Source organism: Nostoc sp. (assembly GCF_036917815.1).
Taxonomy (GTDB): Bacteria; Cyanobacteriota; Cyanobacteriia; order Cyanobacteriales; family Nostocaceae; genus Nostoc.
The window spans coordinates 36201-61285 of record NZ_JBALEK010000102.1 but is presented as its reverse complement, the minus strand read 5'-3'; the positions used below and the strand labels follow the sequence as shown (position 1 = coordinate 61285).

Sequence of the window (25085 nt, the reverse complement as noted above, 5' to 3'; positions counted from 1 at the left end):
TAGTACTAGCCTTAACCCAACCGTATTGTCATATAACAGTAATTTATTTTTTTAGCTAGCAATAATTTCAATAAATCTAAAATATTATGAATAAAGATTCTCAATATAAAAAATTAGTATCAACACTTAAATCCATTGTTAGTGAGTCATTGGGAGTGAAATTATCTGGAATTGATATTCATACTCCTTTTCTCCAGATGGGTGTTGACTCTCTAATTTTATTGCAAATTAACCGTGCGATTCAACAAGATTTAGGTATTAATCTTCCTTTTCGCTTATTACTTGAAGATTTATCAACAATTCATGCCTTAGTAACTCATATAGTTCAAAAAATACCTTCAGAAAATCTGATTATAGAGCCTTTTTTTCATGAGCAAACACTTGATATAAAGACTTCAGATAGACAAGAATTACAGCAAGAAGATGAAATATCTGTAACAGTTACAGTACTCGAACAGGTAATCGAACAGCAGCTTCAGTTGATGTCCAAACAGCTAGAGATTTTGCAAAAAGCAGGTTCATCTAAGAAGATATTACCTTTACAAAAAGCAATCCCATCTACCCCTATTGAGCATGAGGTAAGACAAGTTGCTCAATCTTTAATTAATAACTCTGGTTTTCCAGAAAGTTCATCAGCGATTCAGGCTGAGTCTAATCAACAACTCATAAACCAAACAATTGAGCCTCTTCAGTTACAATCAAAGACTCTGTTAACTCCCCGTCAACAAAAACATTTAGATGCTTTAATTGCACGTTTTGTCAAGCTTACTCCCGAATCTAAACGACTTACTCAAGCTTATCGTTCCGACCATGCCAATAGCAGGGCAATAACAGGCTTCCTACCCTCCATTAAAGAGATGTTGTATCCCATTCACGGACAGCGTGGTGAGGGAGCGAGGCTCTGGGATGTTGATGGCCAAGAGTATGTAGACATTTCTATGGGGTTTGGTGCGCTTTTATTTGGTCATTCACCATCTTTTGTCATCGAAGCTATTCAAGAACAAATAAAACAAGGTATATTACACGGACCACAATCACGTCTTGCCGGTCAGGTTGCAGAGTTAATTTGTGAGTTGACAGGCGCCGAACGGGCAGCTTTTTGTAACGATGGCACAGAAGCGGTGATGGGAGCAATCCGCCTAGCACGGGCTACCACAAGACGCTCTAAGATTGCTTTATTTGCTGGTTCTTATCACGGTATCTATGATGGGATTTTGGTAAGAGGAGTAACAACTAGCGAAGGAAAGCGGCGTTCTATCCCCAGAGCTATAGGTATTCCATCATACATTGCTGATGATGTCATTGTACTTGACTATGGGCAGCCTGAATCCCTAGAGATTCTGAAAACTCATGCTCACGAACTGGCGGCAGTTTTGGTGGAACCAATACAAAGCAGTCGCCCAGATTTGCAACCTCAAGAGTTTCTACTCGAACTTAGACAATTAACTCAAGTAACCGGAACCGTATTAATTTTTGACGAAGTGATTACCGGTTTTCGGATGCATCCAGGTGGGATTCAGGGATTGTGGAATATTCAAGCAGATTTGACTACTTATGGTAAAACCGTTGCGGCTGGGATGCCAATTGGAGTCATAGCTGGTAAGGCAGCTTTGATGGATACCCTTGACGGTGGAATGTGGAACTATGGAGATGAATCTTATCCTCAAGCGGAAACCACAGTATTTGCAGGTACTTTTTTCAAACATCCTTTAGTAATGGCTGCGGCTTGGGCTGCACTCAATCATATTAAAAATAGTGGTCCGAAATTACAGCAGGAATTATCTGAAAAAACAACGAAATTAGCCCAGACTCTTAATAGTTACTTTGAACAAAGGCAAGTTCCAATTAAAGTAGTCCATTTTGGTTCGCTGTTTCGTTTCATAGCCTCATCTCCTCTCAAGTTTGGTCAGTTGTTTTTCTACCATTTACTGGAAAAAGGCGTTTATGTCTGGGAAGGACGCACATTTTATCTGTCTACGGCGCATACTTATGCAGATATTGAACACGTAATTAGGGCTGTCAAAGAAAGTGTAGTAGAAATGCAACAAGGAGAATTATTACCACCTGCTCCGATTTCAACAGCGCTCAAAATTCCCCTAACGGCAGCCCAAAAAGAACTGTGGTTTTTAGCACAGATGGGAGATGAGGTTTCCCGCGCCTATAACGAATCCAGGTCTATCCATCTGCGAGGGACTGGGAATTTATTGGCAGTGCGTCAGGCTGTTCAGGAAATTATCAATCGTCACGAAGCGTTGCGAACTACTTTTAGCCCAGAGGGGGATAATCAATTGATTCATCCCACCTTGACTATAGACATTCCTCTAAGTGATTTTTCCACTTTAGATAAAAGTCAACGAGAAACAGAGCTATCGGAGTTATTAGTACGAGAAGCTCAACAAATTTTCCATTTAGAAAAAGGGCCATTACTGAACTGCCACATAGTCAAGTTGCAGGAAGATCATCATATTGTGGTTTTAACGAATCATCACATTGTTGCTGATGGTTGGTCAATTAGTATTTTGTTACGAGAATTAGCAGCAATTTATTCAGCAAAGTGCCAAGGTGTTGCTAGCCAACTTCCACAACCGATGAAATGGAGTGAGTATGCTCTGTGGCAAGTAGAAATGCAGCAGAGTCCAGAAATGGCTAAAGCTGAAGTTTATTGGCTGAGTCAATTTGCCAGTTCAGTGCCTGTATTGGAATTACCAACTGACCGTCCTCGACCAGCGATATTTTCGTACACTGGGGCGCGAGAAAATCTCAGCCTCGATTCCACTTTGTATAATTCGTTGAAAATCTTAAGTGTACAACGTGGTTATACTTTATTTACGATTCTTTTAACAGCATTTATCACCTTATTGCAACGATTGACGAATCAACAAGATATCGTTGTTGGGATTGCTTCGGCTGGACAATCTGCGATCGCAGATGAATATCTCGTTGGTCACTGTGTTAATCTGTTACCCATACGTAGCCAAGTTATTGGCAACCCAAGATTCACAGACTATTTGAGTTCAATCCAGCAGGTATTGTTAGATGCTTACGAGTATCAAATTTATCCTTTTATTAAACTAATTGAAAATTTAAAGTTACCACGAGACCCTAGCCGCACCCCTCTTTTTACCACAGGGTTTAATCTGGACAAAGCTCAATTGGAGTCAAAGTCTTTAAAACAAGAGTTTGAGGTAGCTAAAAATTCCACTAGTGCTACTAAGCTGGATATTAATTTAAATATTCTTCAGACAGACAGTGAACTAGTAATAGAACTGGAATATAATACAGATTTATTTGATACTCAAACAATTCAGCGTTGGCTCGGACATTACGTAACCTTGCTAGAAGGCGTTGTTGCTAACCCAGAGCAACCCCTTGCAGAATTGCCTATATTAACACAAACTCAACAGCATCAGTTGTTGGTGGAATGGAATAATACTCAAGTTGACTATCCTGGTGAGTATTGTATCCATGAGTTATTTGAGGCTCAAGTGGAGCGATCGCCCGATGCGATCGCTGTAGTCTTTGAAGATGAGCAGTTAACCTATGGAGAGCTAAACCACCGAGCCAATCAACTTGCACACTACCTCCAAAAGGTTGGGGTTGGATCAGAGGTATTGGTGGGAATCTGCGTGGAGCGATCGCTCGAAATGGTGATCGGAATTTTAGGCATTCTGAAAGCTGGTGGCGCATACGTGCCACTTGATCCAGCATATCCCCCAGAAAGATTAGTTTTCATATTGCAGGACGCACAGATACCAATACTACTGACCCAGCAGTGCTTGATAGAGAATTTGCCGAAAAACTACACCAGGGTTGTCTGTCTAGATACAGATTGGGAAAGTAGAGTTCAGGAAAGTCAACAAAATTTAATTAGTAATTATAGAACTGATAACTTAGCTTATATAATTTACACCTCAGGTTCAACAGGCCAACCTAAGGGTGTTTTAGTCAATCATGCCAATGTTGTCCGTCTATTCGCAGCAACTGAGTCCTGGTATCATTTTAACCAAGAGGATGTATTTTTACTTTTTCATTCAATTGCCTTTGATTTTTCAGTTTGGGAACTCTGGGGTGCCCTGTTGTTTGGTGGACAGTTAGTGATAGTACCGTACTCGTTAAGTCGTTCACCTGAAGATTTTTACAAATTCTTGTCAACCCAGCAAGTGACAGTACTTAACCAGACACCTTCAGCTTTTCGCCAACTCATACAGGCGGAGGAATTGTTGGGAGATACCAAAAAGTTGAGCCTACGACTGGTCATTTTCGGTGGAGAAGCTCTAAAACTTCAAAGCTTAAGACCTTGGTTTGAACGACATGGCGATCGGTTTCCACAGTTAGTCAATATGTACGGTATTACAGAAACAACTGTCCATGTGACATATCGTCCATTGACGATGGCAGACTTAGAAATTGCTCCAGGGAGTGTTATTGGTCGTCCAATTCCTGACTTGCAAATTTACTTGTTGGATCAACATGGACAGCCAGTACCTATTGGAGTCATGGGTGAGATGTACATTGGTGGTGCTGGTGTGGCACGAGGTTATTTAAATCGACCAGAACTAACCGCCCTTAGGTTTATCCCCAACTCCTTTGGTGATAAACCAAACGCACGCCTTTATAAATCAGGCGACTTAGCCCGCTATCTGTCCAATGGAGATATTGAATACTTAGGACGCATTGACCATCAGGTTAAAATCCGTGGTTTCCGCATTGAACTAGGGGAGATTGAGGCGATGCTAGCTCAACACCCAGGTGTGCGGGAGACTGTGGTACTGGCTCAGGAAACCCAACCTGGTGACAAGAACTTAGTGGTCTATGTTGTTCCCTGCAACAAGCAAACACTGACAACCAGTGAACTACGTAATTTCCTTTTGAAGCATCTGCCAGAGTATATGGTGCCATCGGTCTTTATTATGCTGGAGGTGCTACCACTGACATCGAACGGCAAGGTAAACCGCCAAGCTTTGCCAGCACCAGAAACTCTCCGCCCAGAGTTAGAAGCTGCCTATGTAATGCCACAAACTGAAATAGAACAAGCGATCGCTACAATTTGGCAAAAAGCTCTCAATATCGAGAATATCGGCATTCACGACAACTTCTTTGAACTCGGCGGTCATTCATTACTTCTGCTGAAAGTGAATAGCCAATTACGCGAAATATTCAAAACCGATTTATCAATGCTCGATATGTTTAGATACCCGACTATTAGCTCACTTGCAGAGTTATTTAGTCCAACGAAAAATAAAATATCATCTTTCAGTGAAACTAATATTTCAATAGAAAAAATTGCCGATGGAAAATCTCAACAAAGAAAACGTCTGCAAAAAATGAAGTCGATCATGAATAATCAAGGAGCTAATGAAGAATGACTATCCCCACAACATCTACTCACATAACTGGTTCCGAAATAGCAATTATTGGCATATCCGGGCGGTTTCCTGGGGCTAAAAATGTTGATGAATTTTGGCAAAATCTCCAAAATGGTACAGAGTCAATTTCAGTTTTTACTGATGAAGAACTGTTAGCTTATGGGCTAGATGCAGCTACACTCAATAATCCTAAGTTTGTGAAAGCACGGGCTGTATTAGAAGATGTAGAACTTTTTGATGCTGCATTTTTTGGCTTTAATCCTAGAGAAGCGGAAATTACAGATCCACAACATCGTTTATTTTTAGAATGTGCATATATTGCCCTAGAAGATGCTGGCTATGATTCAGAAAGTTATCAAGGTTCTATTGGAGTTTACGCCGGGGCTAGCTTCAGTGGATACTTACTCAATGTTTATTTAAACAAAGATATCGTTGGATCTATAGATAATCATCAACTGGCGATCGCAGGTGACAAAGATTATTTAACTACCCGCGTTTCTTACAAACTGAATCTACAGGGTCCGAGTTTTACTGTCCAAACCGCCTGCTCTACCTCATTAGTCGCTGTGCATTTAGCCACTCAAAGCTTACTCAGTGGGGAATGCGATCTAGCTTTGGCAGGTGGGGTTTCCATCAGTTCTTTTAGAAAAACTGGCTATCTTTATAAGGAGGGAGGAATTAATTCGCCTGACGGACATTGCCGCGCCTTTGATGCTCAAGCCCAGGGGACTGTCGGTGGTGAAGGTGTAGGCATCGTAGTTTTGAAAAGATTAGAGGATGCTCTAGCAGATGGAGATACCATTCATGCCCTGATTAAAGGTTCCGCTATTAATAATGATGGATCTTTCAAAGTTAGCTACACAGCACCACGAATAGACGGTCAAGCCAAGGTAATTCAAACCGCTCAAGTTGTTGCCGAGGTTGAACCTGAAACGATTACCTACATTGAAGCTCATGGCACAGGAACATCATTAGGAGATCCCATTGAAATCGCGGCATTAACGCAAGCTTTCCGAGCCAGCACTGAAAAAAAAGGCTTCTGCGCTATTGGCTCAGTCAAAACTAACATTGGACATTTAGATGCTGCTGCTGGGGTAACAGGTCTAATCAAAACCGTCCTAGCCCTGAAGCATCAACAAATACCGCCTAGTTTGCACTTTCAAGAACCTAATCCGCAGATTGATTTTGCCAACAGTCCTTTTTATGTCAACACCAAACTTGCCCAATGGACAACAAACGGCACTCCTCGCCGTGCTGGAGTCAGTTCTTTTGGGATTGGCGGCACTAATGCCCATGTAATTTTGGAAGAAGCACCTGTGGAGGAGCAGCAGGAGAGGCAGGGGAGGAAATATCATCTCTTAGTTCTTTCTGCAAAAACGGAATCGGCACTAGAAACAGCTACGGCGAATCTGGCTCATCATCTCAAACAGCATTCCCATATCAACTTAGCTGATGTGGCTCATACCCTTGGTGTCGGTCGTCGAGCTTTTGAGCATCGCCGGATGGTGGTATGCCAAGACATCAATGATGCGGTGCAGGTGCTTTCTACTTTAGATGCACAACGAGTTTTCACTCAATATCAACAGCCTGCCAATCGTCCTGTAGTGTTTATGTTTTCTGGGCAAGGAACGCAGTATGTAAATATGGGTAGAGAACTCTACGAAAGTGAGCCAACTTTTACACTTGCAGTTGATCGTTGCTGTGAATTGCTGAAACCACATCTAGGTTTTGATTTACGCCATATACTGTATCCAAATGAGGCAGCAGAGGTAACAGAGCAACTCAAGCAGACATCTGTCGCCCAGCCAGCATTATTTGTCATTGAGTACGCCCTAGCTCAATTGTGGATGACATGGGGTGTACACCCAGAGGCGATGATTGGTCACAGTATCGGAGAGTATGTAGCGGCTACTTTAGCTGGAGTTTTCTCGCTGGAAGATGCTCTAATGCTAGTGATAATTCGAGGACGACTGATGCAGCAACTTCCTAGTGGGGAAATGCTCTCTATCCAACTTCCCGAATCAGAGATACAACCATTACTAAATAGGGAATTGTCTTTAGCCGCAAGTAATGGGCCTTCATACTGCGTGGTTTCTGGTGTAAGTGAAGCGATCGCACAATTCCAACAACAGCTAGAAGCCAAAGGTGTAGCCTGTAGGAAGTTGCATACTTCTCACGCCTTTCATTCTCCCATGATGGAGCCAATTCTCCAGCCATTTACAGAGCATCTACAAAAACTCCAACTTCATCCCCCGAAGATTGAGTTTATCTCTAATGTCAGTGGTACTTGGATTACTGTAGCCGAAGCAACAGACCCCAAATATTGGGTCAAGCATTTACGGCAAACAGTACGCTTTAGCCAAGGGATAACTGAGTTAGTCAAAACACAGGAGCGGATCTTTTTAGAGCTGGGGCCAGGAAGGACTTTAAGTACTTTTGTCAAGCAACATCATCAAGATCAACTGGTGGTACTAACTTCAATCCGTCATCCGCAAGAGCAACAGTCAGATATAACATTTTTACTCAACTCCTTCGGGCGACTCTGGCTTTGTGGTGTCAAAATAGACTGGTCTAGTTTTTATGCTCATGAACAACGCGATCGTATCCCCTTGCCGACCTACCCGTTTGAACGCCAGCGTTACTGGATTGAAGCCCAAAAACAGTCAAGACAAACGGCAGTTGAGTTGAGTAAATCTCTCATAGAGGCTTGTAAAATAAAGGCTCGTGCTAGCATCACCGCACTGGATGAGCAAACTTATTTGTTAAAAAAACAATACTTAGATAGTTTGTGTACTGCTTATATAAACCTCACCCTCCAGCATCTAGGTGCTTTTAGCAACCTTAATGAACGGTATTCTTTTGAGGCGGTGTATGAGCAATTTAAAATTATTCCTCGTTATCGGCAATTGTTCTATCGCTTTTTAGATGTACTCGTAGAACAAGGTCAATTGCAACAAGAAAAGGATTTATTTACAAACCTTGTTCCCTGTTCTACAGACTTTATTAATAGTCTGGTAGAAGAAGTTAAACTCAGATACGTAGATACACCCCATGAGCTAAATATAGTCAGGGAATGTGGCGAGAATCTGCTGGATGTATTGATTGGTGAAAAAGAACCCTTAGAGTTGTACTTTGCAGTAAAAGACAACAAACCAGAAATTGCCAATTCCGAATTGCCTCTGCATACCCATTTAAAAGGGATCATGCGGGCAGGTGTGGAACATCTGGTAAAGTTATTACCGTCAGATGTTAGCCTGAGAATTGTAGAAATTGGTGGTGGACGGGGTATTGCGACAACAGAATTGCTACCTGTGTTACCATCTGAACGCACCAACTACACTTTTACAGATGTCGGTGGTTTGTTTTTGAATCAAGCCAGACAGAGGTTTAGCGCTTATCCATTTGTTGAGTATCGTTTTCTAGATATTGAAAAACCTCCGGTTGAACAAGGGTTCAATAACCATAGTTTTGATGTGGTGGTAGCTGTGAATGTGTTGCACGTAACCCGGAATATGGCAAAAACTCTGGAGAATGTGCGATCGCTATTAGCTCCTGGAGGATTTCTGTTATTGTGGGAAATAACTCAACCACAATTAGACTTTGATCTCACCGATGGTCTGCTGATGAATCCTTTGGAGGATGAAGGACGCAGCCGTGGTAATCCATTTTTATCACAAAAGCAATGGCAGGAAGCACTACGCTCTCATGGGTTCGTTGAGGTTGCGGCTGTTTCGGAAACTGAAGCTTTCGGTGAACAGGTTTTGGTAGCTCACATTGCTGCATCGGTAACTGACTCAGCAACTACAGCATTTACCATCACGAAGCAAAAACAGAACCAAGATTTATTGGCTAAAAAGTCACATATTGCTGACTGGTTTTACATTCCTTCTTGGAAACGTACCATGCCACCGCAGTCTTTTCAACCTGGACTTGAGGGAAAACCAGGATGCTGGTTAGTGTTTGTGGATGAGTGCGGCTTGGGTGAAAGCTTGGTAAAACGGCTATTACTTGAGAATCAAGATGTTATTACTGTCAAAGTTGGAGAGCAATTTCAACAGAGTAGCGAATATCCTCAACGCACATATACGATTAATCCTGAAAAAGAGGATGACTATAACATCCTGCTCAAAGAACTTCGGAGTTTGGGTAAGATTCCCAAAAGGATTATTCATCTGTGGAGTGTGACACCAAATAGTTACACCAACTCAGCAATTGAAGCTTTAGGCTGGTCGAGTCTATTGTTTTTAGCACAAGCTATTACAGAAAATAATCAAACAGATGCTTTAGAAATTAGTATTCTCTCCAACAATTTGCAGGAAGTAACAGGTTCAGAAATACTGTGTCCAGAAAAGGCGCTGGTTCTTGGAACTTGCAAAGTTATGCCGCTAGAGTATCCAAATATAACCTGTCGTAGTATTGATGTTGTAGTTCCTGTAGAAAGTGGTCAAGAAGAACTCATCCAAACCCTAATAGCAGAATTTACGACCCCTACATCTGACCAAATTATTGCTTACCGTGGACGTAATCGCTGGGTACAAGATTTTGAACCTGTTCAATTAGATGAAACCATTACTGAAAATCTCCGCCTCAGAAAACAGGGAGTGTATCTCATCACTGGTGGATTAGGAGGTGTTGGTCTGCTGCTAGCAGAATATTTAGCACAGACTATGCAAGCAAAATTAATATTATTGGGGCGTTCAGCTTTTCCCGACCAAGAAAATTGGTCTGAATGGTTATCGACTCATAACCAGCAAGATAGCATTAGCCAAAAGATCCAAAAATTGCAGGCGATGAAAGCATTAGGTGCAGAGGTAATGGTAGTTAGTGCCGATGTTACCAACCTTGAGCAGATGTCAGCAGTGCTTAACAAAAGTAATCAGCGATTTGGTGAAATTCATGGAGTAATTCATTCCGCCGCGGTTTTCGGTGGGGGAATGATGCAACTCACAACAAAAGAAACTGTAGCCAAAGCTTTAGCCCCAAAAGTGCAAGGAACACGAATACTTGAAACTCTATTTAAGGAGAATAACCTGGATTTCTTTGTACTCTGTTCATCACTAAATTCATTTATTGGCACATCTGGAATGGCAGATTATACAGCTGCAAATGCCTTCCTTGACTCCTTTGCTCACTACAGCACTTCTAAATATGTAACATGGAAATTTATTAAATCTATTAACTGGGATAGATGGAACAGTGTAGGAATGGCAATTGCTGTTGAAGCCCGCCATCAAGAAATCACGGGCGAAAATTTAACAGCACGAATGGTTGATTTTGAGGGCATAGAGGCATTTAAACGTATTCTGAGTACTAGCACATTTTCTCAAATAATTGTATCAACACAAGATTTTACCAGCTTAATTAAGCCAAAAGAATCTGCTAAATCTTTGGAAGAAAAATTAGCCCAGCTTCGTCAATCCAAACCTAATCACCCCCGCCCTAACTTGGCGAATGCTTATATCGCTCCTAGTAATGAAATTGAGCGAACCCTTGCTGACGTTTGGCAACAACTTCTAGGTATTGAAAAAGTCGGGATTCACGACAACTTCTTTGAGTTAGGAGGAGACTCTTTATTTGCTACTCAATTAGTTTCTGAACTGTGTAGAACTTTTCAAATAGAACTTTCTTACAAAGGCTTCTTTAATAGCCCGAATATAGCTGAATTAGCTGAAGTTGTTATCCAAAAACTGGCTGAACAGACAAATTTAGAGGAATTAGCTCAAGCTTTAGCAGATATTGAACAACTATCACAAGATGAGGCACAGGCATTAATTGCTTCACAAAACTAAGTAATTAGCTTGATTGAATCTGATATCAATCATTTAGTTGTTTATAAAGTACACCAACTAACGAATTTTAAAATATGCTGCAATCTCTAAAAATCAAAAGGAGATATTCTCATGCTTAATTTGTACAACTTAAATGGCAAAAAATACATATATCAATTGTTGATATGTCAATTAAGTATTTTTTTCACAGGTTTGTTATTTGTCTTATTGTTTGTACTTAATTTGGATGGTTGGATTGATATTTCCGATACAATTATTAGCATACCTTTATTATTTTTCTACGGTATATTAGCTTTGTGGATAGGATTATTTTGGAAAGCTTTATCAAAAATAACATTTAGCCATAGCTCTTCAACCAGAACGATTTTTCAGCGATGGTTTCTTATACCAATAACTGCCTTCTGCCTGATTGGTGCTTACACTACTCATACTCTGTTGTTACTTCATCAAGGCAATAACCATTTTGTAATTGCTTTTATTCCATTATTATTGGCTGGAATTTTAGGAGTATTTACCACATCATTTTTTGTGGCAAAGCTTTTATCTACCATAAAAGATGACGAAAAATTATACCTTCGGAGTCAAAAGTTACTGAGCGAGCTTAAGGAGAAATTTGGAACCAGTCCTATTAAGCGAATAGAGCTTTCAATCAACATGGCTTCTGGTAAATCAGTTGCTAGTCCTACTCCCGATCAACAAGGATTTCAAGTTATGGGACTGATGTCTAAACCTTGGTATGATATGAGCGATTTACCTGGTGCAAAATTGTTAGAGAATAGCTATGAAATAATTAGGCAAGAAGCCCTTGAAGCTATAGAAAATAAAGCAATACTACAACCATATCATTACTTAGGTGTCAATCGAGGTGGATGGGATTCGATCGAGCTAATAGAGGCAGGTAAGAAAGTAGAAAAAAATAGTTTACATTTCCCAAAAACAGTATACTTATTAGAAAATATTTCAACTCATACAAGATTAACAGATGCAGCATTATCAGTCTTAAAGCCTGGGGAAGTCATTAAACCTCATCGTGATCCAGATAATTTCCATATTACCTGTCATCTCGGTATTGTCATTCCTAACAAGTGCGGTATTAGCGTTGCTGGCGAGTCACGTACTTGGGAAGAAGGAAAGTGTCTATTTTTCGACTCTTCCTATGAACATACAGCATGGAATGATAGCGATACTCCAAGAGTTGTTCTGCTGTTAATTTTTTACAAGCCTGAACTGACAGATATTGAAAAGGACTTTTTACAATATGTTTTTATTGAGAATTTTCCTGATAGAATGATCACCTCTTTAGAAGACCATCTTGTATCTCAACAAAGGTAGAGCCAGGGAATTAAAATGAGTGACCTTTCGCAACGGATAGCTGGTCTTTCCCCAGAAAAACTTCAGCTTCTTGCACAACGCCTTCAGAAGAAAAAAGAGATTGTTTTTTCAGGATCAAAAATATGTTCTCAAAGTCGAGATTCCAACTTATTCCCTCTATCTTTTGCCCAGCAAAGATTGTGGTTTATCGACCAATTGCAACCTGGTAGCAGCGCTTATAATATCTCTCAGCCCATGCGTATTGTCGGAGCGCTAAATGTGGCGGCGCTGGAGCAAAGCTTTGATGAAGTTGTGAGACGGCACGAAGTTTTAAGAACTACATTCACAGTAGTTGATGGACAACCTCTGCAAGTTATTGCTCCTAATTTGAGCTTCAAACTACCAGTGTTAGATTTACAAGAACTTTCTCAAAAGCAGAGAGAGGCTGAAGTTTTGAGACTGGTAAATCAGGAAGCCCAACAGCCTTTTAACCTAAGCAAAGGGTCTTTATTCCGAGTTACTTTACTGCAATTAGCGGCGGCAGAATATGCATTATTGTTGACGATGCATCACATTGTGGCTGATGGCTGGGCTATAGGTGTATTGATTCATGAAATCGCAACTTTGTATGAAGCTTTTTCTGTTGGCAAACTTTCTCTGCGAGACGCTACGCGAACACCGCTTTCGGAATTATCCATCCAGTATGTAGACTTTGCTGTGTGGCAACGAAACTGGTTACAGGGAGAACGATTAGAAACTCAACTTGCTTACTGGCAAAGAAAATTAGGCGGTAAACTACCCGTTCTGGAACTCCCTAGGGTTCGCGGAGCTTCTCTACGAGACGCTCCGCGAACCCTAACGCCTAGCCAGACTTTCTCAGGAGGCAGGGAAGCTCTGGTTCTACCCAAAACCTTATCTGAGAAGCTGAAAACTCTAAATCAGCGCCAAGGCATCACACTGTTTATGATTCTGCTAGCAGCTTTTCAGACTTTGCTGCATTGGTACACCGATCAAGAAGATATTGTTGTCGGTACTGATATTGCCAACCGCAATCAAGCCGAGACGAAAGAATTGATCGGATTTTTTGTTAATCAATTAGTATTGCGTACAGATTTATCAGGAAATCCTACTTTTATAGAGTTATTAGAACGAGTCCGCGAAATGACTTTGGAAGCTTATGCTCACCAAGATTTGCCCTTCGATAAATTGGTAGATGTTCTGAATCCAAAACGGGAGTTGAACCGTACACCTTTATTTCAAGTCAAGATTGTTTTGGAAAATACTCAAACCCCGTCTTTGGAACTTCCAGGCTTAACTATCACATCTTTGAAGGTGGAAAACAAAACAGTGCAGTTTGACTTGTTATTGGAGTTAAACGAAACAGATCGGGGACTATTTGGTGTATGGGAATATAACACTGATTTATTTGATCGGGGCAGAATTGTTAGGTTATCGAATAATTTTGCAACCCTTCTCAATAAGATTGCAACGCATCCAGAAACTAAATTAAGTGACTTAAAAATAATTCTCAATGAAGTAGATAATAAACAGCATCTCGCTAGAGAAGAAGTTTATCAAAATACTATCGAGCAGAAATTAATCAACGTTAAACGTAGAGCAAATAACAGATAATAAAAATCATGGCAAAAATCGAATCTCTAGGTTATGTGAGACGAAAAGCTGTTAATATATCCACAGAAGAGTTAATCAAAACTGAATTTCTCAAGCCAGATACTAATTTTCCTTTAGTAATTAAGCCTAGTGTGAAGGGAGTTAATCTGCAAAACTGGGCTAATAATAATCGGGAATATTTGAAAGCTGAATTATTAAAATATGGAGCAATACTTTTTCGTGATTTCAAAGTTAATTCCATAGAAGAATTTGAGCAAATTATCGCAGCGATTTGTGGAGAAGCGATGGAATATCGTTATCGGGCATCTCCGCGAACTCAAGTAGGTGGGAGAATTTATACTTCAACTGACTACCCAGCCGATCAAAGTATTTTTCCTCACAATGAACACGCTTACTCGCCTACCTTTCCGTTGAAAATCTTCTTTTTTTGTATGAGTCCAGCGCCAGAAGGAGGGGAAACCCCGATTGGTAGCTGTCGAAAGGTTTTTGAGCGAATTGATCCAATTATCCGCGATCGCTTCATCCAAAAGCAAGTTATGTATATGCGTAACTTTGGTGATGGATTTGGTCTTCCTTGGCAAACTGTATTCCAAACAACAGACAAAACTAAGGTAGAAGAGTATTGCCAAAGCAATGGAATTGAGGTTGAATGGAAAGCAAATAATCGCTTAAGAACTAGACAAGTTGGGCCAGCTGTTATCAAACATCCTCAAACAGGTCAAATGGTCTGGTTTAATCACGCAACTTTTTTCCACGTTTCTACATTAGAACCAACAATACGTGATTCGTTATTAACAAGTTTGCCAGAAGAAGATTTACCAACTAACACATATTACGGTGATGGTTCTACAATTGAGCCATCAGTATTAGCTGCTCTGCGAACTGCTTATCAACAAGAAATGGTCACTTTTTGTTGGCAGAAAGGAGATATATTGATGCTAGATAATATGTTATCAATACATGCTCGTAAGCCATTTATCCCTCCCAGAAAAATTTTAGTCGGAATGGCTGAACCTTATACACCCCCAAGCATTTAACTAACATCAAGGTATAAATATGCAAGTAGAAAGTATCGAAGGGTTTAGACTTTCACCTCAGCAAGAGCATTTATGGTTGCTACAACAAATTGATCAAAGTTGGGCTTATCGTAGTGATTGTGCAATTTTGATTGAAGGAAATATTGATGTCAATAATTTAGAATTGGCGTTGCAAGATGTTGTCAATCGCTATGAAATTCTCCGCACCAGTTTTGTTTGTCTACCTGGAATGACTATTCCGGTACAGGTAATTACAGATAGCAAGGTCATTTTAGAGAATAAATCCGATATTAGTAATTTGAAGCCTCAAGAACAAGAGGCGAAGATTGAGTTAATTTTTCAGAAAATTAAACAACAAAATTTTGAGTTTGAACAAGGTTTAATTTTACATACATATTTCGTAACTATTTCGGCAGATAGGTATGTATTATTTATCAGTTTGCCTGCTCTCTGTGCAGATAGCGTAACCCTTAATTGTTTAGTACAGGAACTGGCTATTTCTTACTTAGGAAAATTGGATAAAGGATTATCTAAAGAACCACTTCAGTATGCAGACTTTTCAGAATGGCAAAATCAAATATTAGAAGCAGAAGAAACAAAAATAGGCAGAGAATATTGGCAACAGCAAAATTTATCTACTATTGACACTTTTCAGCTTCCTTTTGAAAGTCATCTCTCGAAACAACAGAAATTTCAACCAAAATTAGTAAATTCAATTATTACTCCAGAACTGGTAGCTAATATTGAAACATTGGCTCAGAAGTATAATACTTCTGCATCTAACTTTTATTTAACTTGCTGGCTGGTTCTGCTTTGGCGACTGAGTGGACAATCTGAGATAATCATCGCCAAGGAATTTAATGGCAGAAAATATGAGGAACTTAAAGGAACATTGGGACTATTTGCGAAATATTTACCACTTCATTGTCATTTAGAAGATAATTTTAAATTTAGTCAACTTTTACAGCAAGTGCATGAGTCTGTAGAATCTATCGACAAATGGCAAGAGTGTTTTACTTGGGAACAAATATTAGAAGGAGATAATAAATCAGATATTTTGCCTTTTTTGGCTGTGGGTTTTGATTTTACAGAAGAAGATACAAAGGATTGTGCAGGTAATATCTCATTTTCTATTTTCAAGCTTGATACTTGTACTGAGCGTTTCAAAATTAGACTTTCTTGCAAACGCCAGAATGATTTTTTTAATATAGAGTTTTATTATGACTCTAACCTCTTTTCTGCACAGGACATTGCAGGTTTATCAGAGCAATTTCACAAGTTAGTAGAAAGTGCAACGTATAATCCAGAAGGTTCAATCAGTGAATTAGAAATTTTAAGCGATCGCACACTCAATCAACTTCTCTTCGAGTTCAATCAAACTAATGCAGATTATCCCCAAAATAAGTGCATTCACGATTTATTTACAGAACAAGTAGAACGTACACCAAACAATATTGCTGTGGCATTTAACAATCAGCAAATAACTTATGCTGAACTTAATACACGGGCAAATCAATTAGCTCATTATCTCCAATATTTGAGGGTAAGAACAGAAGTATTAGTGGGAATTTGTGTCGAGCGTTCACTAGAAATGATTGTTGGTATTTTGGGCATTCTTAAAGCTGGTGGTGCTTATGTTCCCCTCGATCCGCACTATCCCCAAGAGCGTTTAGCCTTCATGCTAGAAGATACTCAGGTATCTATATTATTGACTCAGCAGCATTTACTGCAAGGCTTACCCAACCACAATGCACAGACAATTTGCTTAGATACCGATTGGGAAGCGATGTCTAGAACGGCCTACGCCTACACGCGCGAGAGTCAGGAAAACCCCCTGATAACAGTAGATGCTGAAAACTTAGCTTATATAATTTATACTTCTGGATCTACGGGTAAACCGAAAGGAGTTGCGATCGCACATCGGAACTTAGTCAATTCAACAACTGCACGTATTAGCTACTATCAACAACCTGTCAGCAACTTCTTGTTACTCTCATCCTTTGCATTTGATAGCTCTGTTGCAGGTATTTTCTGGACACTTTGTTGTGGCGGAACTCTACACTTACCAGAAGAAGGTATGCAACGGGAAGTACCTAAACTCATAGAGCTAATTTTCCAAAATCGGATTTCCCATTTATTAAGCCTTCCTTCTCTGTATGATCTAATTTTGCAACAAGCAAAACCAGAACAGTTAAGTTCTCTTAGTGCTGTCATAGTTGCAGGTGAATCTTGTTCACAAGAATTGGTAAAACATCATTCTCAATTGCAGTCTGAAGCATCTTTATTTAACGAATACGGGCCGACAGAAGCAACTGTTTGGAGTAGTGTATATTATTGTTATACCCCAAAAACAGAAACTCAAATATCTATTGGTTGTCCCATAAACAATACACAAATATATATACTCGATTCTCATTTACATCCGGTTCCTGTTGGTATTCCTGGCGAAATTTATATTAGTGGTGAAGGTTTAGGGAGAGGTTATTTAAATCAATCTGCAATTACATCTGAGAAATTTATTCCCCATCCCTTTAGTCAAAAACCAGGAATGCGCCTATATAAAACTGGGGATTTAGCAAAATATCTCACTGATGGTAATATTGAGTTTTTGGGGCGTATTGATAACCAAGTAAAAATTCGTGGCTTCCGAATTGAGTTAGGCGATATTGATACAGCACTAAATCAATATCCTGAAGTACAGGAAACAGCAGTTATTGCTCGTGAAGATGTACCAGGAAACAAACGCTTAGTTGCTTATGTAGTTCCCCAGCCAAAATCAGCCATTACAGTTAATGAACTACGCAACTTTTTAAAAGAAAAATTACCAGAATTCATGATACCGTCGGCTATAGTGCTGTTAAAAGAATTACCTCTAAGTGCCAATGGTAAAGTTGATAGAAAAGCCCTACCCGCACCAGAGCAAGTTAGATCAGACTTGATCGGAGATTTTGTTTCTCCTCGCACCCCTGTAGAAGAAACGCTGACTCAAATCTGGGCTGAAGTCTTAAAAGTTGAGAAAGTTAGTATTTACGATAACTTCTTTGAATTGGGTGGACATTCTTTATTAACAACTCAACTACTTGGCAAAGTTAAACAAGCTTTCAACTTAGATATATCTTTACGCAGTTTGTTAGAAAAACCGACTATAGCGGGTTTAGCGGAGAATATTGATCGAGTTTGTCAAACAGAAATTGATTACCCACCTTTGGATCTCAAAGCTGAAGCTGTTTTAGATTCAACAATTCATCCCCAAAATATCTTTAAGTTTATCCTTGAACCCAGTGCTGTTCTATTGACTGGAGCCACAGGTTTTTTAGGAGTATTTTTACTAGCTGAACTTTTACAGCAAACCAAAGCAGATATTTATTGCTTAGTTCGTTCCAAAAACCTTCAGGATAGCCATAAAAAGCTACAAATTAACCTAGAATCTTATGGAATTTGGAACAAACTTTGGAGTTCCCGAATTATTCTGATTGCTGGCGATTTGTCAAAGCCACTTTTGGGATTAGAAACTGAAAAATTCCAACAATTGGCAAGTACTATTGATGTGATCTACCATAATGGTGCTTGGGTACATCATATTTATCCTTACTCTATCCTGAAATCTACAAACGTATTGGGTACAGAAGAAATTCTGAAATTAGCTAGTCAAATTAAAACTAAACCAGTACATTTTATTTCTAGCTCTGGTGTTGTATCTGCAAAACTTGAATCGGGAATTAAATTAGCTAGAGAACAGGATAGCCTGAATGAAAACGAATTTCCTAATAATGGATATTGTCAAACTAAATGGGTAGCTGAGAAGTTAGTACAAACGGCGGCTGAAAGAGGAATTCCCATCTCTATTTATCGACCATCACGTATATCGGGACATAGCCAAATAGGGGTATTTAATACTAATGACTTTCTGTATAAACTGATAATCGGTTGTGTGCAATTGGGAAGTGCGCCAGATATAGATATTAGAGAAAATATAGTTCCTGTAGATTACGTCAGCAAAGCAATAGTTCATTTATCGAAACAGGAAGAATCTTTAGGAAAAACTTTTCACTTAGTGCATCCTCAAACTCTCCACTCAAATACACTTATCGACCATATTCGCTCATCTGGTTATGCAATTGAGCAAAATTCTTATGAGCAGTGGCGAGATAAATTACTCAATGTTACTCAAAGTTATTTTGAACATCCTTTATATTCATTAATACCATTTTTCCCAGCAAGACAAGCTGTAGAAGAAGATTCCAATTCAGAAGTTTTACAGTTTGATAACCAAAATGTCATCAATGGATTAGTCGGTACTTCCATTACTTGTCCTCCAGTAGATAATCAATTACTCAGCGCTTATTTTTCCTATCTGATTAAGCAGGGGTTTTTGGATAATAAAGTTTGAAGACAATAATTTAACTTTTTGTAATAGTTTCAGGAGTGATATTTTATGATTTTGACAACTCGTTATGATGATTATAATGTTCTTGCTCGCATATATAATGAAGATTGGTCATCAGGAATTTTTCAGGAAACATTACCAGTTTTAGAAAAATTGTTACTACCCCATTTAACTAAGGGAGCGCATATTCTTGATCTTTGTTGTGGTACTGGACATTTAGCACAACAATTACTCAAACATGGTTATAAAATTACAGGGATTGATGGTTCTGAGGAGATGTTGCATTATGCTCGTGAGAATGCGCCAGAAGCGAAACTAATCCTTGGTGATGCTCGATTTTTCAATTTACCAACTACCTTTGATCTAGTGGTTTCAACAACTGGTTCTCTAAACTATGTCATGAAACTTGAAGAATTGGAGTGTGTATTTAAGAATGTTTATAACGTATTAATTGACGATGGGATATTCTTGTGTCATTTCTTTTCAAAAGAAGAATATCAATCAAATTGGGACGGCAAAGTTTCTGGTGATGTAAAAGATGATTATGCTTGGTCAACAAAAAATATCTATAATTCAGAAAACCAAGTAGGTCAAATTTATTTGACTGTGTTTTCATTAGTAGAACAAACCTGGAAGCGTTTAGATAAAGTTATTTCCGAAAGATGTTATGCCAAAGAAGAAATTATATCGGCTTTAGAAACTGCTGGATTTAGCGAAATTAGTAGTTACGATGCTTATTGTGATTTACAAATATCTGAAACTCCTGGTAGTACTTATTTTATTTGCTATAAGCGTATATATACTTAATAGTACTTCTGTAAATTATTAAATCTGAAGAGAAAATTGCATGAATACACAACCAGTTACATTACATCAAAAATCAGACATTTTAACCGAACTTTTAGCTAAAGCCGGACTGACTAATCAGCAGCAAAAGTACTTACAATATTTCATCAATAGCTATAGCGATCGCACCAAAACATCAAAACATCTTTCCCAATCTTATCGCCCAGTTCTCTCTGACGATAAAAACTTAGGAGAATTCAATTTACTCTTCAAAGAAATGTATTATCCCATTGTTGCTAATCGCTCTCTGGGTTCCAAAATCTGGGATGTAGATGGAAATGAATACGTAGATTTAATGATGGGGTTGGGAATAAATCTCTTTGGTCATAACCCCCCCTTTATTAAAGAAGCCTTAATCGCCCAACTTGATAAAGGAATTCAAATTGGCCCCCAATCAGAAATTGTTGGCGAGGTAGCTGAGTTAATTTCTCAACTTACAGGAATGGAGCGGGTTTGTTTTAGTAATACTGGTACAGAAGCAGTAATGACCGCTATCCGCATTGCTAGAGCAGTTACAGAACGTCAGAAAATTGTCATATTTTCAGGTTCTTATCATGGTCATTTTGATGGCACTTTAGTTAACAAAAATAAGGCAGAAGATAATCAATATGCTATACCCTTAGCACCTGGAGTATTACAAAACTTTGTCAATGATGTTTTAGTTTTAGATTATGGCAATCCTAAATCATTAGAAGTTATTAAAGCACATAAGCAAGAATTAGCAGCAGTTTTAGTAGTTCCTGTACAAACTGCTAGACCGGCTTTACAGCCAAGAGAATTTCTTCAGGAATTGAGGAAAATAACACAAGAATCTGGAATTACCTTAATCTTTGATGAAATGGTAACAGGGTTTCGGATTCATCCTGGTGGCGCACAAGCTTATTTTGATGTACAAGCAGACATAGCCACCTATGGAAAAATTGTTGGCGGTGGGATACCAATTGGGGTGATTGCTGGTAAAAATATTTATATGGATGCAATTGATGGAGGTATGTGGAATTATGGCGATGCTTCTTATCCTCTGGTAAAAAAGACGTTTTTTGCAGGTACTTTTTGTAAGCATCCGTTAGCGTTGGCTGCTGCGAAAGCCGTACTAATATATATGCAAAATTCGGGGTCTTCTCTCCAACAGAATTTGAATGAACGGACAACGCAATTTGTTATAGCTTTGAATAATTATTTTGCAGCTGATGGAATACCTCTACAGATGGCGAATTTTGGCTCACTATTTGGTTCTGCATCTGTAGAGCTTTCTGAGGGAAATTCTGCTGCTTCTGTAGTAATGAGCTTGTTAAAATATCATCTTCTCAATAGGGGAGTTCACCTATTAGGTGTAAGTGGTTATTTATCAACAGCCCATACAGATGAAGATATTAACTACATTATTCAAGTCGTTAAAGATAGTGTCAGTAATCTGCGGGAAGGGGGCTTTATATAATTTTAAGCTGGGACATTGTAATTTTCGAGTTATCAATAGGGACTGACAAGAAATAAATTATCCAAATAAACGTAGACGCGATAGCGGCTTGCCGCAGGCTACCACAGAGACAATAGAGTTGCCAGTGCGCCCTTGCGGTTAAGAGACTTGTTCGCGTAGCATCTCCCCCTGGGAGAAGCAACTGGCGCAACACAGAGAAAGGAGAAATAGAGAGGGTTTTTTGGTCAGTTTTGGGACATTTTTTTATTTGCAAGTCCCATACTTAAACTAACAGTTTTGGTGGTATTTAAAACATGGCAACTATTGCATTTTGTATTTTCAATTACCAAGGTGAATTAAATAGTACTTTGAAACTAGCAAAAACACTACGTTTGCTTGGGCATCAAGTTTTGTATTTAGGGTTGCCAGATTATGAGGAAAAAGTTTGTAGCTACGGATTTACATTTATGCCAATTCTAGAAAAATGGTTTCCCAAAGGATTTATGAAACAGCTAGAACTTAACGAGTCAAATTCAAACAGGCTTCAATTATTCCTAAAGCAGCTAAGATACAGAAAAGGTCTAAAGTCTTTAATTAATTCATTAATTAAAGGAGAAAATAGAGAAATACACACTCTACTAAAATCAGCTAATCCTGATTTGCTGGTAATAAGTACATACGAAGAACTCTACTCTACCTTCATAGGAATGATAGCCTATGAATGCCAAGTTATGAGTATATACTTTACGGATATGTTTACCTCATTACCATTGCCAAATCTCCTTCAAAAGGAGACGTTTTCAAACTTTGACAATAATTTTATTGCTAAATCACTTGATTTCAAAAACAAATATATTTATCAAAATTTACTCCAAGCAACTAAAAAGATAATTACTTTGCTGAGTAAAACAGATTTTTCTGAGGAAGATTTGATCACAAAATTTGCAATTAATAGGAAAATTCCTCTTGACCTATTAGATTTATCTCAACCAATACCTTTAAAATTAACACATCTGGTTTTATGCCCGAAAGAATTAGATTTACCTAATATTTCAAGAGAAAAATGCTATTATGCTGAAGCTTCAATAGACTTGCAAAGAGAAGAGCCATCTTTTATCTGGTCGGATTTAGATAAAAATAAGCCCCTTATTTACTGCTCTTTAGGAACTACAGTAAACACCTTTTCTACTTTAGGTATAAGTAGAATTAAAGACTTATTTCAAAATGTGATTGATGCTGTATCGCTTAAAAATGAATATCAATTAGTTTTATCAATCAGCGATTATATTAGTGTTGAAGACTTAAAATATATACCTGAAAATGTAATAGTTGTTAATAAAGCACCACAATTAGCACTTCTTAATAAAGCATCTATAGCAATCATAGCCGGAGGAATAAACACTATTAAAGAATGCATATTTTGCGGAGTACCAATGATTGTATTTCCTGTATGGGCTGACCAACCAGACAATGCAGAAAGAATTGAATATCATGGTTTAGGTCTAGTTGCTGATGTCAAGAATACATCTGCTAATATCATTGTCAATTTAATTGAGAAAATAGAAAATGATTTGTTGTTAAAACAGAGATTAAAACTCTGGGGAGAAAAATTTCAGGAGATAGAAAACTCTGGGAAGGCGACGAAATTTATCTTGCAAATGTTAGAGGATGTTTGAAAAGTCCTTCTCCTGGTAGCAAAACGTTTTAGATACCCCTAAATCCACGCCACGTGCTTCTCCCAAGGGGAGACGCTGCGCGAACAAGTCTCTTAACCGCAAGGGCGCAGTGGCTCCCCGATAAATTGGGGGACTTTGATTCCGCTTCCCCCCTTTTTAAGGGGAGCCAGCGCGGTCTTGGGGTCTCCCCAAGTAGAGCGACTGGCGTGGGTTAGGGGGGATCAACAAGTGCCTAAAATCACAGCTAAATACTTTTCAAATAACCTCTTAGAACAAGGTTAACATCTCCTAAGCAAAATTTGAGTTAATACGGAACAAAAAATGAGTTACTACTTAGAAGAAATCCCGTCTTCAGATAGAGTTAAATATCTCGATCAAGATAATTATAGTGAAGCGATCGCTTTTTATCAGCGAGGTATTGAAACTGATCCTAGCTTGATGTCAAATTATTGGCATCTATGCTTGGCGCTACTACTTCAGGGAGAAGAATCAGAGGCTAAGGCTACTTGGTTATCGGTGATGGAACAAGCAGATGATATAGAGAAAATTAACACTTGGACACTAGAAATTGTTGAGTTACTAACGGCAGAAGCTATAAAACGCGAAGCTATTTCTGACTTGGAGTTTGCTCAAAAAATGCACGGTTATGCTGCTATTGCACGAGGTGAAGCATGGAAAAAAGTCAAAGGATATAAGTTTACAACTGATTGGTTTATTCAAAATCTCCCAATCTGGGAACGGTATTTAATACACTTAGCTAATCAGCCTGAAATTAATGTTCTAGAAATCGGTAGTTGGGAAGGTATGTCTGCTTGCTGGCTTTTAGATAACATTCTCACTCATGAATCATCAAGAATAACGTGCATAGACACCTTTGAGGGAAGCGTTGAACACAAGCTTGAATATGACGATAGTTATCTAAAATATGTTGAGGAAAGATTTGATTTCAATATTTCTCAAACCAAAGCTTTAGAGAAGGTAACGAAAATTATTGGTAAGTCGCAAGATGTGATGCGATCGCTCCCTTTTAATCATTACGATATACTTTATATTGATGGTTCTCATTTAGCAAGTGATGTCCTCACCGATGCTGTCTTAGGTTGGGGACTTGTTAAGGTTGGAGGTGTGATTATTTTTGATGACTATGATTTTGAATTTGATGATAGTTTAAATGCAGGACAAGACACAAAAATTGGCATAGATGCTTTTTTGAACGTATTTCATAAAAAAGTCAATATAGTTTATCAAGCTCATCAAGTTCTAGTTGAAAAGATATTGTATTAAGAGGCATTTTATTGATAAAATGCTGGATTAATATATATTCTCAGGTTTTCAGAGAACATAAATAATCAATTATCAGGCAATAAAAATGTATCAGAACGAAACAGAAGACATGACAATTTACAAAGTTGTAGTAAATCACGAAGAACAATATTCAATCTGGCTTGCTAACCGAGAAAACCCTTTGGGCTGGAAAGATGTAGGCAAAACTGGTCTCAAGCAAGAATGCCTTGAATATATTAAGGAAGTATGGACAGATATGAGACCTCTAAGCCTCAAGAAGAAAATGGAAGAATCTGCTCATCAGACTTAGGCATTGTTTGAAAAGTATTAGTCAAAATGG

11 protein-coding genes are annotated in these 25085 nt (G+C 38.7%); all 11 read left to right on the top strand.

What is annotated here, in order from left to right; all coding sequences use genetic code 11:
- The first annotated feature begins 86 nt into the window (after nucleotides 1-86).
- The 11 genes from V7K97_RS31425 to V7K97_RS31375 all read left to right on the top strand — a co-directional run bounded on the left by V7K97_RS31425 (nucleotide 87) and on the right by V7K97_RS31375 (nucleotide 25055).
- On the top strand, nucleotides 87-5366 hold the full coding sequence (locus tag V7K97_RS31425) for an amino acid adenylation domain-containing protein (protein ID WP_334804895.1): 5280 nt from the start codon (nucleotides 87-89) through the stop codon (nucleotides 5364-5366).
- Nucleotides 5363-11155 (top strand): SDR family NAD(P)-dependent oxidoreductase, encoded by a 5793-nt coding sequence (locus V7K97_RS31420; protein ID WP_334804894.1) that lies wholly within the window; start codon nucleotides 5363-5365, stop codon nucleotides 11153-11155. Before V7K97_RS31425 ends, V7K97_RS31420 begins: the two co-directional genes overlap by 4 nt.
- Nucleotides 11156-11266: 111 nt before the next feature.
- A complete protein-coding gene (locus V7K97_RS31415; protein WP_334804893.1) occupies nucleotides 11267-12487 on the top strand; it encodes an aspartyl/asparaginyl beta-hydroxylase domain-containing protein in 1221 nt (406 codons plus the stop codon).
- 15 nt (nucleotides 12488-12502) lie between these two features.
- Nucleotides 12503-14098, top strand: coding sequence for a condensation domain-containing protein (locus V7K97_RS31410; RefSeq protein WP_334804892.1), 1596 nt, complete (start codon nucleotides 12503-12505; stop codon nucleotides 14096-14098).
- An 8-nt stretch (nucleotides 14099-14106) separates the two neighbouring features.
- Entirely contained in the window at nucleotides 14107-15135 is a 1029-nt protein-coding gene (locus V7K97_RS31405; RefSeq protein ID WP_334804891.1) for a TauD/TfdA family dioxygenase, read from the top strand.
- 19 nt (nucleotides 15136-15154) lie between these two features.
- Complete coding sequence (locus V7K97_RS31400; RefSeq protein WP_334804890.1) at nucleotides 15155-19525, top strand: non-ribosomal peptide synthetase family protein; 4371 nt, start codon at nucleotides 15155-15157, stop codon at nucleotides 19523-19525.
- Nucleotides 19526-19570: 45 nt separating this feature from the next.
- Nucleotides 19571-20329 carry a class I SAM-dependent DNA methyltransferase gene (locus tag V7K97_RS31395; protein WP_334804889.1) on the top strand — a complete coding sequence of 253 codons (759 nt, stop codon included), beginning with the start codon at nucleotides 19571-19573 and terminating at the stop codon, nucleotides 20327-20329.
- A 40-nt stretch (nucleotides 20330-20369) separates the two neighbouring features.
- Complete coding sequence (locus V7K97_RS31390; RefSeq protein ID WP_334804888.1) at nucleotides 20370-21806, top strand: aspartate aminotransferase family protein; 1437 nt, start codon at nucleotides 20370-20372, stop codon at nucleotides 21804-21806.
- Nucleotides 21807-22099: 293 nt separating this feature from the next.
- Complete coding sequence (locus V7K97_RS31385; protein WP_334804887.1) at nucleotides 22100-23461, top strand: nucleotide disphospho-sugar-binding domain-containing protein; 1362 nt, start codon at nucleotides 22100-22102, stop codon at nucleotides 23459-23461.
- Between the two features lie 321 nt (nucleotides 23462-23782).
- Nucleotides 23783-24745: a class I SAM-dependent methyltransferase gene (locus V7K97_RS31380; RefSeq protein WP_334804886.1), complete on the top strand. Its 963-nt coding sequence runs from the start codon at nucleotides 23783-23785 to the stop codon at nucleotides 24743-24745.
- 85 nt (nucleotides 24746-24830) lie between these two features.
- Entirely contained in the window at nucleotides 24831-25055 is a 225-nt protein-coding gene (locus V7K97_RS31375) for an MbtH family protein (RefSeq protein WP_334804884.1), read from the top strand.
- Nucleotides 25056-25085: the final 30 nt, after the last annotated feature.

Excerpts from the sequence above, each read along its gene's own strand:
- V7K97_RS31425 (WP_334804895.1), top strand. The coding sequence starts at position 87 with ATGAATAAAGATTCTCAATATAAAAAATTAGTATCAACACTTAAATCC.
- V7K97_RS31420 (WP_334804894.1), top strand. The coding sequence starts at position 5,363 with ATGACTATCCCCACAACATCTACTCACATAACTGGTTCCGAAATAGCA.
- V7K97_RS31415 (WP_334804893.1), top strand. The coding sequence starts at position 11,267 with ATGCTTAATTTGTACAACTTAAATGGCAAAAAATACATATATCAATTG.
- V7K97_RS31410 (WP_334804892.1), top strand. The coding sequence starts at position 12,503 with ATGAGTGACCTTTCGCAACGGATAGCTGGTCTTTCCCCAGAAAAACTT.
- V7K97_RS31405 (WP_334804891.1), top strand. The coding sequence starts at position 14,107 with ATGGCAAAAATCGAATCTCTAGGTTATGTGAGACGAAAAGCTGTTAAT.
- V7K97_RS31400 (WP_334804890.1), top strand. The coding sequence starts at position 15,155 with ATGCAAGTAGAAAGTATCGAAGGGTTTAGACTTTCACCTCAGCAAGAG.
- V7K97_RS31395 (WP_334804889.1), top strand. The coding sequence starts at position 19,571 with ATGATTTTGACAACTCGTTATGATGATTATAATGTTCTTGCTCGCATA.
- V7K97_RS31390 (WP_334804888.1), top strand. The coding sequence starts at position 20,370 with ATGAATACACAACCAGTTACATTACATCAAAAATCAGACATTTTAACC.
- V7K97_RS31385 (WP_334804887.1), top strand. The coding sequence starts at position 22,100 with ATGGCAACTATTGCATTTTGTATTTTCAATTACCAAGGTGAATTAAAT.
- V7K97_RS31380 (WP_334804886.1), top strand. The coding sequence starts at position 23,783 with ATGAGTTACTACTTAGAAGAAATCCCGTCTTCAGATAGAGTTAAATAT.
- V7K97_RS31375 (WP_334804884.1), top strand. The coding sequence starts at position 24,831 with ATGTATCAGAACGAAACAGAAGACATGACAATTTACAAAGTTGTAGTA.